The organism is Streptomyces sp. NPDC058664, from assembly GCF_042716635.1.
Lineage (GTDB): Bacteria > Actinomycetota > Actinomycetes > Streptomycetales > Streptomycetaceae > Streptomyces.
The window spans coordinates 1-18,165 of record NZ_JBHXRW010000094.1 but is presented as its reverse complement, the minus strand read 5'-3'; the positions used below and the strand labels follow the sequence as shown (position 1 = coordinate 18,165).

Annotated in this window: 3 protein-coding genes; all 3 read left to right on the top strand. The window is 75.3% G+C overall.

The window, feature by feature from the left end; translation table 11 throughout:
* The first annotated feature begins 101 nt into the window (after positions 1-101).
* The 3 genes from ACFWUY_RS38410 (at position 102) to ACFWUY_RS38400 (ending at position 18,073) form a co-directional block, all read left to right on the top strand.
* A complete protein-coding gene (locus ACFWUY_RS38410; RefSeq protein WP_384121036.1) occupies positions 102-8,393 on the top strand; it encodes an SDR family NAD(P)-dependent oxidoreductase in 8,292 nt (2,763 codons plus the stop codon).
* 67 nt (positions 8,394-8,460) lie between these two features.
* Entirely contained in the window at positions 8,461-14,934 is a 6,474-nt protein-coding gene (locus ACFWUY_RS38405; RefSeq protein ID WP_384121038.1) for an SDR family NAD(P)-dependent oxidoreductase, read from the top strand.
* A 28-nt stretch (positions 14,935-14,962) separates the two neighbouring features.
* A complete protein-coding gene (locus ACFWUY_RS38400) occupies positions 14,963-18,073 on the top strand; it encodes a type I polyketide synthase (protein ID WP_384121034.1) in 3,111 nt (1,036 codons plus the stop codon).
* Positions 18,074-18,165 lie beyond the last annotated feature (92 nt).

Here is an 18,165-nt window from a genome sequence, read left to right as displayed (position 1 = left end):
TCATCTCCACCCTCACCGGCACCCTCGCCACACCCGAAGAACTCACCACCCCCGACTACTGGACCCGCCACATCCGCGAAACCGTCCGCTACCACGAGGCCATGGAGACCCTGCGCGGCCTGGGCGGCCTCTTCTCCGTCGAGCTGGGCCCCGACGCCGCGCTCACCTCGCTGACCCCGGGCGCGGTCCCCCTGCTCCGCCGGAACCGCGACGAGCGGACGACGCTCCTGACCGCGCTCGCCACCGCGCACACCCACGGCGTCGCCCTCGACCGGTCCCTCTTCGCGGCCGACGCCTTCGCCGCCGGGCCGGCCGACCCGCACGAGCTGCCCACCTACCCCTTCCAGCGCGAGCGCTTCTGGATGGAGGAGACGGACGCCGCCGAAGACGGCCGGGCCGCCGCCCTGCTCGGACCGGGGGTGGAACTCGCGGAAGGCCGGGGCCTGTTGTTCTCCGGCGTCCTCGATCCGGAGCTGCTGCCCTGGCTCGCCGACCACACCGTGGGCGGGGTGCCCCTCGTTCCGGGCAGCGTCTTCGTCGAACTGGCTCTGCGGGCGGGCGAGTACGCCCAGAGCCCGGTCGTGGACGACCTCGCCCTGGAGGCGCCGCTCGTGCTGCCCGCCTCGGGCCCGGTCGCGCTGCAACTCTCCGTGGACGCGCCGGACGCGGATGGTCGCCGCGCCTTCGCGGTGCACGCCCGGATCACCGAGGACGCCCCCTGGGTACGGCACGCCTCCGGCACCCTCGCCCCCGAGGACCGGGCCGAGGAAGCCGTCCACGTGACCGGGACCGCGTGGCCGCCCGGCCGTCACGCCACCGCGCTCGACGTGGAGCGGGTGTACGCCCGCCTCGCGGGCCTCGGGTACGGCTACGGGCCCGCGTTCCGTAACCTCACCGCCGCCTGGCGGGACGGGGACACCCTGGTCGCCGAAGTACGGCTGCCGGCGGGCACGGCGGCGGCCGACGGGTTCGGCCTCCACCCCGCACTCCTCGACGCGGCCCTGCACCTCCTTCCCGTACGGGACGAGGACGCGGCCGACGTCGTCCTGCCGTTCACGTGGACGGGCCTGCGGCTGCACGCCACCGGGGCCACCACCCTCCGTGTCTCACTCGCCCCGGCCGGGCCGGGCGCGGTGTCGCTGCGCGCGACGGATCCGACGGGCGCGCCCGTCGTCACCGCCGAGGCCCTGGTGCTGAGGCCGCTGCCCGAGGGCGCGCTGTCCGCCGTGCCGGCCGCCACCGCCGACCCGCCGCTGTACGCCGTGGCATGGCAGGGCCTTCCCGCGACCGTCGCCGCCCCGGACACGGGGCTCGGCGCCGGGACCGTGACCGAGCACCTCGGCCCGTACGAGAGCCCCTTGACGGCCGCCGTGCACGCCCTGGGGCTCGTACAGGACTGGCTGGCGCGGGAGCGGCCGGCCGGGGCGCGGCTCGCGCTGGTCACCGGGGGCGCCGTGGCGGCCGCCGCGGCCGAGAGCCCGTCCGGTCCTGCGGCGGCCGTGTGGGGTCTCGTCCGTACCGCGCAGTCCGAGCATCCCGACCGGTTCGTACTGGTCGACAGCGACGGCAGCGCGGCGTCCACCGCCGCCCTCGACCGGGCGATCGCCTCCGGCGAGCCCCAACTCGCCCTGCGTGAGGGCCGGGTGCTCGTTCCGCGCCTCGCCGCGCTGCCGCCCTCGCCCGTCGCCCCGCGCTCGCTGCGGACGGACGGCACGGTCCTGCTGACCGGTGCGACCGGGGCGCTCGGCGCGCTGCTCGCCGAGCACCTGGTCACCGCGTACGGCATCACCCGGCTGCTGCTCACCAGCCGGCGCGGTCCCGACGCCCCGGGGGCCCGTGAGCTGGCCGCACGCCTCTCCGAGCTGGGTGCGGAGGTCTCCCTGGCCGCCGTCGACCTCGCCGACCGGGACGCGGTCCGCGCGCTCCTCGACGGCGTCCCCGACGCCCGTCCGCTCACCGCTGTCGTCCACGCCGCCGGGGTGCTCGACGACGGCCTGCTGGAGGACCTGACGCCCGAGCGGCTGGACGCCGTCCTGCGCCCGAAGGCCGACGCCGCCCTGCTGCTGCACGAGCTGACCGCGGACGCGGAGCTGGACGCCTTCGTCCTCTTCTCCTCGGTCACCGGGGTGACCGGTACGGCCGGGCAGGCCAACTACGCCGCCGCCAACGCCGTCCTGGACGCCCTGGCCGCGCACCGGCAGTCCCTCGGCCTGCCCGCCGTCTCCCTCGCCTGGGGTCTGTGGGACACCGGGACTGGCATGGGCGGAGGCCTGAGCCCCGCCGACGTGGCCAGGATCGCCCGTACCGGTATCGCCCCGCTCACCGTCGCCGAGGGCCTCCGGCTCTTCGACGCCGCGCTCGGGGTGCCGGCCGGTCCTGGGCGCGCGGCGCTCGTCGCGAGCAGGTTCACGCCCGCCGTCCTGGAGGGCTCGGCGGCCACGGTCCCGGCCCCGCTGCGCTCCCTGGTCCGGCCCGTCCGGCGGCGAGCGGCCGGCGGCGCGGCCCCGGTGGCCGTACCGGCCGAGCTGGGCGGCAGGCTGTCGGCGCTCTCCCGCGCCGACGCGGAGCGTGAGGTCCTGGAGCTGGTCCGGGCCGCCGCGGCCACCGTTCTCGGTCACTCCGGCGCCGGCTCCGTCGCGGCCGGCCGGGCCTTCACCGACCTGGGCTTCGACTCGCTCGCCGCCGTCGACCTGCGCAACCGGCTCGGGGCGGCGACCGGCCTGCGGCTGCCCACGACCCTGGTCTTCGACCACCCGACGCCGACCGCGCTGGCCGGTCGGCTCCTCACCGAGCTGCTGCCGGCCGCGGGGGCGGCCGGGGACGCGGGGGCCGGGAGCGTGGCCGTCGGGCCGCGCGGTGACGAGGACCCGATCGCCGTGGTCGCGATGGCCTGCCGCTTCCCGGGCGGGGTCGACTCGCCCGAGGAGCTCTGGCAGCTGGTCGCGGACGGTACGGACGCCGTGTCCGCCTTCCCCGCCGACCGCGGCTGGGACCTCGCGGAGCTCTACGACCCGGAGGGCGCGCGGCCGGGCTCCTCGTACGCCCGGGAAGGCGGATTCCTGTACGAGGCAGCCGAGTTCGACCCGGAGTTCTTCGGCATGAGCCCGCGCGAGGCCCTGACCACCGACCCGCAGCAACGGCTGCTCCTGGAGACGGCGTGGGAGGCGTTCGAGCGGGCCGGGATCGACCCGGCGGCGCTGCGCGGTTCCAGGACCGGCGTGTTCGCGGGGGTGATGTACAACGACTACGGGGCGCGGCTGCACCAGGCCGAGGCGGTGCCCGAGGGGTTCGAGGGCTATCTGGTCAGCGGCAGCGCGGGCAGTGTGGCCTCCGGCCGGGTGGCGTACACCTTCGGTCTCGAGGGTCCGGCCGTCACCGTCGACACCGCCTGCTCCTCGTCGCTGGTCGCCCTGCACCTGGCCGTTCAGGCGCTGCGCGGCGGTGAGTGCGACCTCGCCCTGGCCGGTGGTGTGACGGTGATGGCCAGTCCGGCGACCTTCGTGGAGTTCAGCCGGCAGCGGGGGCTCGCGCCGGACGGGCGCTGCAAGCCGTTCGCGGCGGCGGCCGACGGCACCGGCTGGTCGGAGGGGGCGGGACTGCTGCTGGTCGAAAGGCTCTCGGACGCCCGCCGCAACGGGCACCGGGTCCTGGCGCTGGTCAGCGGTACGGCCGTCAACCAGGACGGCGCGAGCAACGGGCTGACCGCACCCAACGGACCCTCCCAGCAGCGGGTGATCCGCCAGGCGCTGGCCACCGCCGGGCTCACCGCCCGGGACGTCGACGCCGTCGAGGCGCACGGCACCGGCACCCGCCTGGGCGACCCGATCGAGGCGCAGGCCCTGCTGGCCACCTACGGCCAGGACCGGCCGGAGGACGAGCCGCTGTACCTGGGCTCCCTGAAGTCCAACATCGGACACACCCAGGCCGCGGCCGGTGTCGCCGGGGTGATCAAGTCGGTCATGGCGATGCGGCACGGCGTCCTGCCGAGGAGTCTGCACATCGACAGCCCGTCCCCGCACGTCGACTGGTCGGCGGGTGCGGTGGAACTCCTCACCGAGTCCGTGGCGTGGCCCGAGCGGGGCCGGCCGCGGCGGGCCGCGGTCTCCTCCTTCGGGATCAGCGGGACCAACGCCCACGTGGTGCTGGAACACGTGCCGGACCCGGCTCCGGTGCCCGCCGCCGCCCCCGTCGCCGCGGCGGCCCCCGAAGCTGTCGCCCCTGCCGCTCCCGTAGCCGTCGCCGCGGCCGCTCCCGTGGCCGCGGCCGAGGGTCCGCTGCCGTGGCTGGTGTCCGCGCGGACACCCGAGGCGCTGCGGGCACTCGCCGGACGGCTGCGCAGCCGGCTCGACTCCCACCCCGAGGTGGAGGCCGGCGGCATGGCACGAGCCTTGGCGGTCGGCCGTGGCCCCCTGGAGCACCGGGCGGCCTTCGCCGCCGCAGACCGGCAGGAGGTTATGTCCGTACTGGAGCGCCTGGCCGAGGGCGACTTCGCACACGTCGCCGTACGCGAGGCACCCGCCGATCGGCCCCGTACGGCGTTCCTGTTCACCGGGCAGGGCAGCCAGCGCGCCCACATGGGACGTGAACTTTACAAGCGGTACGGGGAGTTCGCCGCCGCCTTCGACGAGGCGTGCGCAGCCGTCGACGTCCACCTGGACCGGCCGCTCAAGGACGTCGTCTTCGCCGACGACGACACCCTCCTGCACCGCACCGAGTACACCCAGCCCGCGCTCTTCGCCCTGGAGACCGCCCTCCACCGGCTCCTTGAGGGCTGGGGCGTCACACCCCACTTCGTGGCCGGTCATTCCATCGGATCGGTGGCCGCCGCGCATCTCGCGGGCGTGCTGAGCCTGACGGACGCGGCGACGCTGATCACGGCGCGCGGCCGGCTGATGCAGGCCCTGCCGCCGGGTGGCGCCATGGTCGCCCTCTCGGTGGACGAGGACACGGCGCGGTCCCTGGTCGCGGGTCACGAGGACGCGGCGGGGGTCGCGGCGGTCAACGGGCCGCGCGCCACGGTCGTCTCGGGGACGGAGGAAGCCGTACGGGAGATCGCCGCGCGGGCCGCCGAAGCCGGTGCGCGTACCCGTCGCCTGACGGTGAGTCACGCCTTCCATTCTCCGCTGATGGCGCCGATGCTCGCCGAGTTCCGGGCGGTCGTGGCGGGGCTGGAGTTCCACCCGCCGACCGTTCCGCTGGTCTCCGACCTGACCGGCCGGCTCGCGAGCGCCGAGGAGCTCGCCTCCCCCGACCACTGGACCGCCCACATCCGGGAGACCGTGCGCTTCGCCGATGTCCTGCGCACCCTGCGCGACGAGGGCGCCGGTGTGTTCGTCGAGATCGGCCCCGACGCCGTGCTCTCGACCATGGTCGCCGACGCCCTTGCCGACGGCTCCCCGACGGACGCCACCGTCGCGCTGCCGCTGCTGCGCCGCGACCGGGCGGAGAGCGTCGCCCTGCCGGAGGCGCTCGGCGAGCTGTGGACGGCCGGGGTCCCGGTGGAGTGGCCTGCCTACTTCGGCGACCGGGGGTCGGCCGCCCCGGACCTGCCCACCTATCCCTTCCAGCGCGACCGGTACTGGCTGGACGTGCCCGCCCGCCGGCACGCGGACGTGGACGACGCGGGACTGGAAGCGGCGGAGCACCCGCTGCTCGGCGCGGCCGTGGAACTGGCCGACGGCTCGGGCTTCGTGCACACCGGGCGGCTCACCGCCCGCGCCCACCCGTGGCTGGCGGACCACTCGCTGCTCGGTGCGGTCGTCCTCCCGGGCGCCGCGTTCCTTGACCTCGCGCTGTACGCGGGGCGGGCCGTCGGCACTCCGTCGCTGGAAGAACTCACGCTCAGCGCCCCGCTGTCGCTGCCTGATGAGGGTGCGGTCCAGCTCCAGCTCACCGTGGGGGCCGCCGACGCCGAGGGCCGGCGGACGGTCGGTGTCCACGCGCGGGAGGCCGGGAGCGAAGGCCCCTGGACGGAGCACGCCTCCGGCGTGCTGTCCCCGGCGTCGGCTCCCGAACCGGGCGACGACGACACCTTCTCTCCGGGCGGCGCCTGGCCACCGGCCGACGCGGAAGCGGTCGACGTCTCGTCCGCCTACGAGGAGCTGGCGCGGCTCGGCTACGCCTACGGACCGGCCTTCCGGGGCCTGCGGGCGGCCTGGCGCCGCGCCGACGGGGCCTGGTTCGCCGAGGTCTCCGCCGCCGGGAACACGGAAGGGGGAGCCCATGGCTTCCCGGTGGGTCCGGTGCTGCTCGACGCGGCGCTGCATCCGCTCGCCCTCGAAGGCCCCGGCGACTCCGGCGGCCTCAGGGTGCCGTTCGCCTGGACGGACGTACGGGTGCACGGCGCGACAGCCGGGACCGGCACGCTCCGGGTGGCGCTGACGCCCGTCGGGCCGGACCGGACCCGGCTGGTGGTCGCCGACGCGGACGGGGCGCCGCTGCTGTCCGTGGCGGAGCTGACCGTGCGGGAGACCGACCCGGCCCGGCTGCTCGCCGCCCGGGGAGCGGGAACGGGCAGCGCCCTGCACCGGCTGGACTGGGTGCCGCTGCCGGAACCGCGGTCGGCCGCCGCGGAGTGGGCACCGTACGAGGGAGCGTCCGCGACCGTGCCGTACGCCGTGCTCATCGCCGCGCCGGACGCCTCCGCGTACGAGACGCTGCGGACGCTGAACGCCTGGCCCGCGGACGGGCGGAGCTCCGGCGCGACGCTGGTCGTCCTCACCCGGGGCGCGACCGCCGTACGGGCGGCGGAGCCCGTCCCCGGCCTGGAGCAGGCTCCGCTCTGGGGGCTCGTGCGCACGGCGCAGAGTGAGCACCCGGGCCGCTTCGTCCTCGTGGACACCGACGGGAGCGCGGCCTCGGAGGCGGCGCTCGGCCGGGCACTCGCCTCCGGTGAGCCACAACTCGCCCTTCGGGAGGGCGAGTTGTTCGTCCCCCGGCTGACCGTTCCGCCGGCTCCGAAACCGAAGCCTGATTCGGAGCCCGGACCGCGTACGGGGGTGCTGCGCACCGACGGCACGGTCCTGCTCACAGGAGCGACCGGGGCGCTCGGGGCGCTCCTGGCCGAGCACCTGGTCACCGCGTACGGCGTCACCCGGCTCCTGCTCACCAGCAGGCGCGGCCCGGACGCCCCGGGAGCCGACGGACTCGTCGAACGGCTCACCGCGCTCGGGGCGGACGTCACCCTGGTCGCCGCCGACACCACCGACCCCGACACGGTCCGCGGGCTCGTCGACGGCGTCCCCGCCGCGCATCCGCTCACCGCTGTCGTGCACGCCGCCGGTCTCACCCGGGACGGCACGCTCGGCTCCCTCACCGAGCAGGACCTCGTCGAGGTCCTGCGTCCGAAGGCCGACACGGCCCGACTGCTCCACGAACTGACGACGGACCGGGAGCTGGACGCCTTCGTCCTCTTCTCCTCCGTCGCCGGCATCACCGGAAACGCGGGGCAGGCCAACTACGCGGCCGCCAACACGTACCTGGACGCACTGGCCCAGCACCGCCGGTCCCTCGGACTGTCCGCCGTCTCCCTCGCCTGGGGCCTGTGGGACACCGAGACCGGCATGGGCGGACGTCTCGACGCCGCCGATGTGGCGAGGATCGCCCGTACCGGCATCGCCCCGCTCACCGTCGCCGAGGGGCTCCGGCTCTTCGACGCGGCCCTGCGGGGCGACGCGCCGGTGGTCGTACCCGCCCGGATCGACACGGCGGCCCTGCGCCGGACCGGCGACCCGGACAGGATCCCGGCACCGCTGCGGAGCCTGGTCCCGCCGCCGGGCCGGGGGGCCGCGCCGGCCGCGACGAGGAGCACGGGCGGGACGCGGAGCGCCACGGCCGACGGCACGGGCACCGGCACCCCGCCGTGGGTACGCAAGCTCGCCGAGGCGTCGGCGGCGGACCGGCCCAGGATCGCCCTGGATCTCGTCCGCGCGACGGTGGCCGAGGTGCTCGGTCACCCGCCGAACCACCCCGTGCCCGTGGACCGCGGCCTGCTCGACCTGGGCTTCGACTCGCTCACCGCGGTCGAACTGCGCAACCGGCTCGGCACGGAGACCGGCCTGCGACTGCCCACGACCGTGCTCTTCGACCACCCGACGGCGAGCACGCTCGCCACGCACCTGCTGGGCGAGCTGGCGCCCCGCCTGCCCGGCGGCGCGGCCGCGACCCTGACCCACGTCGAGGAGCTGGAGGCCGCGTTCGCCGGCACCCCGGCCGACGGCGACGGGCTGAGCGCCGAGGCGCGTGAGCTCGTCGCCGAGCGGCTGGCGGCGCTCCTCGACCGGCTCCGCCCGAAGGGCCCGGTCTCCGACGACACGCACACCACCGCCCTCCTGGACGAGGCCTCCGACGACGAGCTGTTCCGGCTCATCGACGGCGACCTCGACTCCGAGTGAACCGCACCAAGAGGAGAGTTGACGTCGAATGACGAACGAGGACAAGCTCCGCGACTACCTCAAGCGGGTGACCGCCGATCTGCTGCAGACGCGGGAACAGCTGAGCCAGGTGGAGGCCGAGCGGCACGAGCCGATCGCCATCGTCGGCATGGCGTGCCGCTACCCGGGCGGGGTGCGCTCGCCGGAGGACCTGTGGCGCGTCGTGGCATCGGGCACCGACGCCGTCTCCCCCTTCCCGGAGAACCGGGGCTGGGACACGGCCGCCCTGTTCGACCCGGACCCGGAGCGCACCGGGAAGACGTACGCCCGCGAGGGCGGGTTCCTGCACGACGCCGACCGGTTCGACCCGGCGTTCTTCGGCATCAGCCCGCGCGAGGCGCTGGCCATCGACCCGCAGCAGCGACTCCTCCTGGAGACGGCCTGGGAGACCTTCGAACGGGCCGGCATCGACGCGCACACCCTGCGCGGCAGCCGTACGGGGGTGTTCGCGGGAGTCATGTACGGGGACTACGGCGGCCGGATCCGCAAGGCCCCGGACGGCCTGGAGGGGTACATCGGAACCGGTAGCGCGGGGTCGATCGCCTCCGGCCGGCTCTCGTACACCTTCGGTCTGGAGGGCCCGGCGGTCACGGTGGACACGGCCTGCTCGTCGTCGCTGGTCGCCCTGCACCTGGCCGTGCAGGCGCTGCGCAACGGTGAGTGCGACCTCGCCCTGGCGGGCGGTGCGACGGTGATCGCGACGCCGGGTCTGTTCGTCGAGTTCAGCCGGCAGCGCGGGCTGTCCGCCGACGGGCGCTGCAAGGCGTTCGCGGCCGCCGCGGACGGCACCGGGTGGGGCGAGGGTGTGGGCCTGCTGCTGGTGGAGCGACTGTCGGACGCCCGTCGCAACGGGCATCACGTCCTGGCCGTGGTTCGCGGCTCCGCGGTCAACCAGGACGGGACGAGCGGGCAGCTGTCCGCCCCGAACGGGCCGTCGCAGCAGCGGGTGATCCGGCAGGCCCTTGCCGAGGCCGGGCTCACCACCGCCGATGTGGACGCGGTCGAGGCGCACGGCACGGGCACCCGCCTGGGCGATCCGATCGAGGCGCAGGCCCTGCTGGCCACGTACGGGCAGGGGCGTCCCGCCGACCGGCCGCTGTGGCTCGGCTCGCTGAAGTCCAACATCGGGCACACCCAGGCGGCGGCCGGCGTCGGCGGTGTCATCAAGATGGTCGAGGCCATGCGCCACGGCGTCCTGCCCCGGACCCTGCACGTGGACGAGCCGTCCCCGCACGTCGACTGGACGGCCGGCGCGGTCGAACTCCTCACGGACGAGGTGGTGTGGCCGGAGACCGAGCGGCCCCGCCGCGCGGCGGTCTCGTCGTTCGGCATCAGCGGCACCAACGCGCACATCATCCTGGAGCGGCCCGTCGATCCCGCCGCGCCGACGGCCACCGAGGACGACGGGCCGGCCGGCACCTCGGGAGCCGTGCCGACGCCGTGGGTGCTGTCGGGTCACACCGGGGCGGCGCTGAAGGACCAGGCGACGCGGCTCCGGGCGTATCTGGAGGCGCACGAGGGCGTCGAACTCGACGCGGTGGCCCATGTACTGGCGACGGGACGGTCGCACCAGGACCACCGGGCCGTCGTCATCCCCACGCGTCAAGGCGATCCCCGCGAGGCGTTGAAGGCCCTGACCGCCGGTACGGCGCATGCCGACCTGGTTCAGGGTGTGGTGGGTCCGCTGGGAAAGACCGTCTTCGTCTTCCCCGGCCAGGGCTCGCAATGGGACGGCATGGCCCGCGAACTCCTCACCACCTCACCCGTCTTCGCCGAACACCTCACCGCCGCCTCCGACGCCATCCAGACCCACACCGGCTGGAACCTCATCGACGTCCTCAACAACACCGACGACGCCCCGCCCATCGACCGCGTCGACATCATCCAACCCGCCCTCTTCGCCATCATGACCAGCCTCGCCAAACTCTGGCAGCACCACGGCATCCACCCCGACGCCGTCATCGGCCACTCCCAAGGCGAAATAGCCGCCGCCCACATCGCCGGCGCCCTCACCCTCCACGACGCCGCCAAAATCGTCACCCTCCGATCCCAGGCCATCCTCACCCTCGCCGGCACCGGCACCATGGCCCACATCCCCCTCCCCACCCACCACACCACCACCCACCTCAGCGGATACACCGACCTCCACATCGCCGCCCACAACGGCCCCCACTCCACCGTCATCGCCGGCAACACCGAACAACTCCACCACCTCGTCACCACCCTCAACAACCAAGACATCCGCGCCCGCACCATCGACGTCGACTACGCCTCCCACACCCCCCACGTCCACCCCCTCCACCACCAACTCAAAGAACTCCTCCACGACATCACCCCGACCTCGTCACGCGTGGCCTTCTACTCCACGCTCACCGGCGGCCTCGTCGACACGACCACCCTGGACGCCGACTACTGGTACGAGAACCTCGCCAACCCGGTCCTCTTCCACCCCACCCTCACCGCACTCGTCGAAGCGGGCCACACCACCTACGTCGAGGCGAGCCCCCACCCCACCCTCACCACCGCCGTCCAGGACACCCTCGACACGGACCCGACCGACCTCACCGGCCTCACCCCCCTCGTCGTCGGAACCCTCCGCCGCAAGGAGGGCACACTCACCCGCTTCCACCAGTCACTCGCCCACCTCCACACCCACGGCGCCCCCACCACCTGGCACACCCACCCCACCACCCCCACACCCCCCACCGACCTCCCCACCTACCCCTTCCAACACCACCGCTACTGGCTGGAAGGGCCCGCCGCTCACAGCGACGCCGGCAGCCTGGGTCTGGACGCCACCGACCATCCGTTCCTCACGGCCGTCACGACGCTCGCCGACGAGGGGGCGCTCCTGCTCACCGGTCGTGTCTCGGCCACCTCACACCCCTGGCTCGCCGACCACGCCGTGAACGGCAGCGCACTGCTGCCCGCCACCGCGCTCCTGGAGCTGGCCCTGCGGGCCGCCCACCGGCTCGACACCAACCGGATCGACGAACTCACCCTGGAATCACCGCTGTTCCTGCCCGATCGCGGCGGCCTCCGCATCCAGGTGTCCGTGCAGGCACCGGACGAATCCGGTCTGCGGCGGATCACGGTGCACTCCCGCCCCGACTCCCCCGACGCCGGTCGGGACGCCGACGGTTCCTGGGCCGAGGACGCGGCCGAGCCGTGGGTCCGGCACGCCACCGGCTTCCTGGCTCCGGCGGAGCACGAGGCGGACGGGGACCCTTCCCCGGCCTCCCGGTCCGGAGCGGCCTGGCCGCCCGCGGGCGCCGAACCCCTCGACGTGAGCGGCCTGTACGAGGAACTGGACGCGCTGGGTTACGAGTACGGCCCGGCCTTCCAGAACCTCGGCGCCGCCTGGCGAGCCGGGGACGGCGTCCACGGCGAGGTCGCGCTCGCGCCCGAGCACCTCGACGACGCCGCGCGGTTCACCCTGCATCCGGCGCTCCTCGACTCCGCGCTGCACACCATGGGCCTCGGCGACTTCCTGGGCGACGGCGTGCGCCTTCCCTTCTCCTTCAACGGGGTGACGCTCCGGGCGACGTCCGCGACCGCTCTGCGCGTCACGATCGCCCCGGGCGACGGCGGCGAGGACTCCGTGTCCGTGACGGTCGCCGACCCCGGCGGCGCACCCGTCCTGTCGGTGGACAAGCTCACCCTGCGGCCGGTGGCACCGGGACGGTCGCCCTCACGAGCGCGTCCGTCCGGCGAGCGGTCGCTGTACGAGCCGGTGTGGACCGAGCCGGCCGAGCCCCTGCCGTCCTCGGCCGACACCGTCGCGTACGAACTCCTCGACGCCACCGGCCCGTACCCCGGCGACGGCCCTGACGCCGTCCGCGCCGCCGTGGCGGATGTGCTCGCCCGCCTCCAGGAGTGGAGCGAACGGGACACGGAGGGGCGCCTGTTGGTGCTCACCCGACGCGCCGTGGCCGCGGGTCCCGGCGATGTGGCGGATCTCGCCGCGGCTCCGCTGTGGGGCCTGGTGCGGTCGGCCGCCACCGAGAACCCCGACAGGATCGTCCTGGCCGACATCGACGACCCGGATCCCGCCTCGGCCTCGCGCCGGGTGCTGGACGCCGCGGTCGCCACCGGGGAACCGCAGTTCGCGCTCCGTGAGGGCCGGATCCTCGTCCCGCGTCTCGCCGCCGTGCCGGGGGCCGCGCCGCTCGCGCCGCCCGCCGAGGACGGGCCGTGGCGGCTGGCGACACCGGGCGGCTCGCCGGACGACCTGTACGCCGCCCCGCATCCCGGGGCGGGCGCCGCCCTGGCCGAGGGGCAGGTACGGATCGGAGTACGGGCGGCCGGGCTGAACTTCCGGGACGTGCTGACCGTCCTGGGCATGGTGCCGGTCGGGGCGCCGCTCGGGACCGAGGCGGCCGGCACGGTCCTGGAGACCGGACCGGGGGTGCACGATCTCGCCGTCGGCGACCGGGTGTTCGGGCTCGTTCCCGGCTCCGTGGGCCCGGTGGCCGTGGCCGACCGGCGGCTGATCGCCCGGATCCCCGACGGCTGGTCGTTCGCGCGGGCGGCCGGTGTCCCGGCCGTGTTCACGACCGCGTACTACGGGCTCGTCGAGCTGGCCGGGCTGACGGCCGGGGAGCGGGTGCTGATCCACTCCGCGGCGGGCGGGGTCGGTCTTGCCGCGCTCCAGCTGGCCCGCCATCTGGGGGCCGAGGTCTTCGCGACGGCCAGTACCGCCAAGTGGGGCGCGCTGCGCGCGCTCGGCGTCACCGGGGACCGGCTGGCCTCCTCCCGTACGACCGACTTCGAGGACTCCTTCCGCGCCGCCACCGACGGCGCCGGGGTGGACGTCGTCCTGAACTCGCTGACCGGTGAGTTCATCGACGCCTCGCTACGGCTGCTCGGGCCCGGCGGGCGGTTCGTGGAGATGGGCATCGCCGATCTGCGCGACCCGGAGGCGGTGGCCGCCGTACGGCCGGGTGTCGCCTACCGGCCGTTCGAGCTGCTCGACATGGACCCGGGCACGGTGGGCGCGGCGCTGGCCTCCGTACTGGACCTGTTCGAGCGGGGGGTCCTCGAACCGCTGCCGGTGACCACGTGGGAGGCGGGCCGGGCGCCCGAGGCGTTCCGCTGGTTCGCCCAGGCGCGGCAGGTCGGCAAGGTCGTCCTCACCCTGCCGGCGCCGCCCGCCGCCGGGACCGTGCTGATCACCGGTGGCACCGGCACGCTCGGCTCGGCGCTGGCCCGGCATCTGGTGACCGCGCGCGGTGTGCGGCACCTGGTGCTGACCGGCCGCCGGGGTCCGGACGCGCCCGGGGCGGGCGCGCTGCGGGAGGAACTGGAGGGTCTCGGCGCGCGCGTGCGGATCGTCGCGTGCGACACCGCCGACCGCGAGGCACTGGCCGCGCTGCTCGCCTCGATCGACCCGGAGCGTCCGCTGACGGACGTCGTCCACGCGGCGGGTGTCCTCGACGACGGGGTGCTCGCCTCGCTCACACCGGAGAAGACGGCGGCCGTGCTGCGTCCGAAGGTGGACGCGGCCTGGCATCTGCACGAGCTGACCCGTGGCCTCGACCTGTCCTCCTTCGTCCTGTTCTCCTCCGCGTCCGGCCAGCTCGGCGGCGCCGGGCAGGCCAACTACGCCGCGGCGAACGTCTTCCTGGACGCGCTCGCCGGTCACCGGCGCCGGCTCGGCCTTCCGGCCGTGTCGCTGGCCTGGGGCATGTGGCAGGACGTGAGCGGGATGACCGGTCATCTCGCCGAGGCGGACCTGGCCCGGATCGGCCGGGGCGGCCTGGTCCCGATGACGGTGCCCGAGGGCATGGCGCTCTTCGACGCGGCGCTGGACGCGGGGCGGCCGGTCCTGGTTCCGGCCCCCCTGGACCTGGCGGCGCTGCGGGCCCGCCCCGAGGGGGTCCCGGCGGTACTGCGCGGCCTTGTCCGCGGGCCGGTCGTACGACGGGCCGCGCAGGCGGCGCCCGTGTCGGCGGGTGGTCTGGCGGACCGGCTGGCGGAGCTGTCGGCGCCGGAGCGCGAGCGGGTGCTGCTGACGCTGGTACGTGATCAGGTGGCGGCGGTGCTCGGTCATGCGGCGCCCGACGGGATCGCGGCGGACCGGGCCTTCAAGGAGATCGGCTTCGACTCGCTGACCTCGGTGGAGCTGCGCAACCGGATCGCCGGCGCGACCGGGCTGCGGCTGCCGACGACCCTGGTGTTCGACTTCCCGACGCCGCAGGCGCTGGCCGGGCGGCTGCTCGCCCTGCTGGCGCCGACGGACCCGGCCGCCGATCTGGACCGGCTGCTCGCCTCGGTGACCGTCGACAGCCCGGACTTCCCGTCGCTGCGGGAGCGGCTGCGGGCCGCGCTGTGGCGCTGGGAGGAGGAGGCCGGTCCTGCGGACTCCTCCGAAGGGCCCGAAGGGGCCGGGGGTGCGCCCGACCTGTCGGACGCCACCGACGAGGAACTGTTCCGCGCCCTGGACGGAGAACTGGACGGCGAGCCGGCCGGTGAACCGGAGGGGACATTCGATGCCTCCTGAACCCCTGAGCGGAGAGAGTGCGACGGCGATGAGCAACGAGGACAAGCTCCGCGACTACCTGAAGCGGGCGACCGCCGACCTGAAGCAGGCCAAGCGGCGGATCCGCGAGCTGGAGGACCGGAACCACGAGCCGGTCGCGATCGTGGCGACGGGCTGCCGCTTCCCGGGCGGCGCGGACTCCCCCGAGGCGCTGTGGCGGCTGGTGGCGGAGGAACGCGACGCGGTCTCCGGGATGCCGGTGGACCGGGGCTGGGACCTGGAGGCGCTGTACGATCCCGACCCGGACCGGCCCGGGACCACGTACACCCGGGAGGGCGGCTTCCTCCACGGGGCGGGCGGGTTCGACGCGGCGTTCTTCGGGATGGGCCCGCGCGAGGCGACCGCCACCGACCCGCAGCAGCGACTGCTGCTCGAAGTGGCGTGGGAGACGTTCGAGCGCGCCGGGATCGCGCCGGCCTCGCTGCGCGGCAGTCGGACCGGTGTGTTCGCCGGGGTCGTCTCGCAGGGCTACGCGCCGCCGCCCGCCGAGGTGCCCGAGGGGTACGAGGGGCATCTGATGACCGGGAACGCGACGAGCGTGGCCTCCGGACGGGTCGCCTACCACCTCGGCCTGGAGGGGCCGGCGGTCACGCTGGACACGGCCTGCTCGTCCTCGCTGGTGGCGATGCACCTGGCGGCGCGGGCGCTGCGCGACGGCGAGTGCGACCTGGCGCTGGCGGGCGGGGTCACCGTGATGGCGACGCCCCAGCTGCTCGTGGAGTTCAGCCGGCAGCGCGGGCTGTCCCCGGACGCGCGCTGCAAGGCGTTCGCGGCGGCGGCCGACGGGACCGGGTTCTCCGAGGGCGTCGGTCTCGTCCTCCTGGAGAGGCTGTCCGACGCCCGGCGCCACGGGCACCGGATCCTGGCGCTGCTCCGTGGTTCGGCGGTCAACCAGGACGGGGCGAGCAACGGACTGACCGCGCCCAACGGACCCACCCAGGAGCGCGTGATCGCGCGGGCACTGGCCTCGGCGCGGCTCGCACCGCAGCAGGTCGATGTCGTGGAGGCGCACGGCACGGGCACGCGTCTCGGCGACCCGATCGAGGCGCGGGCGCTCCTTGCCGCGTACGGGCAGGGCCGGCCGGCGGGCGAACCGCTGCTGCTGGGCTCGCTCAAGTCGAACATCGGGCACACGCAGGCGGCCGCCGGGGTGGCCGGGGTGATCAAGATGGTGGAGGCGATGCGGCACGGCGTGCTGCCGCGGACCCTGCACGTGGACGAGCCGACCCCGCACGTCGACTGGTCGGCGGGGGCGGTGGAGCTGCTCACGGAGTCGGTGCCGTGGCCGGACCGGAAGCGGCCGCGCCGGGCGGGGGTGTCCTCGTTCGGGATCAGCGGCACGAACGCCCATGTGATCCTGGAACAGGCCCCCGCGGACCCGCCCTCAGGGGAGGCGTCGGAGCGGTCCCCCGAGTCGTCCGACGCAGCCGGTCCCTGGCTGCTGTCGGCCCGTACGGAGGAGGCGCTGCGGGCTCAGGCCGGTCGGCTGCTGGCGCGCCTGGAGGAGCGGGCGACGCCGGCCGACGCGGTCGGCCGGACGCTCGCGCTGGGGCGCGCCCATCTGCGGCGGCGCGCTGCCGTCCTCCCGGGCGGCCGGGACGGGGCGCTGGCCGCGCTGGCGGATCTGGCGGCGGGCAGGACCAACGGGCGCCTGGTGCGCGGGAGTTCGGTCGAACGACCGGTGACGGCCTTCCTCTTCACCGGGCAGGGCAGCCATCGCGCCGCGATGGGGCGCGAGTTGTACGAGAGCCGGCCGGTCTTCAAGGCAGCGCTTGACGAGATCGGCGAGGCCTTCGCCACTCCTCTGGGCCGGCCGCTGGTGCCGGTGCTGCTGGCGGACGAGGGCAGTGCGGAGGCCGCTCTGCTCGAGCGGACCGAGTTCGCCCAGCCCGCGCTGTTCGCCCTGGAGCTCGCGCTGTTCCGGCAGTTGGGAGACGTCCTGCCGGAGCCGGACTGGGTGGCCGGACACTCCATCGGCGGCCTCACGGCGGCGGTCGCCGCCGGGGTGCTGTCGCTGGAGGACGCGGCCACGCTGGTGGCGGCGCGCGGTCGGCTGATGCAGGAGCAGCCGACCGGCGGCGCGATGCTGGCCTGCGAGGCGTCCGAGCAGGAGGTGCGGGCGCTGCTCGGCGAGTACGACGGCCGGGTGGGTCTGGCCGCGGTCAACGGGCCGACGTCGGTGGTGGTGTCGGGCGACGCCGACGCCGTGACGGAGATCGCCGCGGCGCTCACGGTGTGGCGGCGGCGGACCAGCAGGCTCCGGGTCAACCACGCCTTCCACTCGCACCACATGGACGGCGCCCTGGAACCGCTGCGCGCGGTGGTGGCCGGGCTGCGGTTCCGGCCACCGGCGCTCCGGATCGTCTCCGATCTCACCGGCCTGCCCCTGGAGTTCGAGGAACTGCGCCGGCCCGCGTACTGGGCCGAGCAGCTCCGCTCCCCGGTGCGCTTCGGCGCCGTCCTCGCGACGCTGTACGAGGCGGGGGTCACGGCCTTCGTGGAGGTCGGCCCCGACGCGGTCCTGACCCCGATGGTGACCGCCGGGCGACCGGCCTCGGCGCCCGACCCGGTGGTGACGCCCACGCTGGTGCGCGAGCGTCGGGCCGGGACCACGCTGGCGGGGGCTCTGACGCGGCTGCACGTGGCGGGCGCGGAGGTGGACTGGCGTGCGTGGCTGGGCGGCCCGGCGGGTCCTGAGGCGGGCGCGGACCTGCCGGTGTACCCGTTCGAGCACGTCCCGTACTGGTGGCCGGCGCGTCCGGGCACCTCAGCCGGCACCGCGGAGGCGGCACCGGGCACCGCGACCGGGGCCGCACCGGCCCCGGCGTCCACCCCTGTCCCTGCCCCTGTCCCCGCTCCCGACGAGGCCTCGTTCCTGGACCTGGTCCGGGTGCACGCGGCGGACGTGCTCGGGCACGCCACGCCCGAACTGATCGACGCCGAGGACAACTTCCTCGACATCGGCTTCTCCTCCTTCACCGCGCTGGAGGTACGCAACCGGCTCTGCGAGGCGACCGGCATGCTGCTGCCTCCGGTGCTGCTGTACGACTACCCGACGCCGGCGGCGGTCGCCCGCTTCCTGGAGGAGCAGGCGGCGTAGGACGACCGGAGCGGCGGGCGCGGGGAACGTTCCCGCGCCCGCCGCACGCACCGTCCGGGCGGGCCGACCAGGCGACGGGGAGCCGGAGGGTA

Coding starts and splice junctions, on each gene's coding strand:
- ACFWUY_RS38410 (WP_384121036.1), top strand. CDS start 102: ATGGAGACCCTGCGCGGCCTGGGCGGCCTCTTCTCCGTCGAGCTGGGC.
- ACFWUY_RS38400 (WP_384121034.1), top strand. CDS start 14,963: ATGAGCAACGAGGACAAGCTCCGCGACTACCTGAAGCGGGCGACCGCC.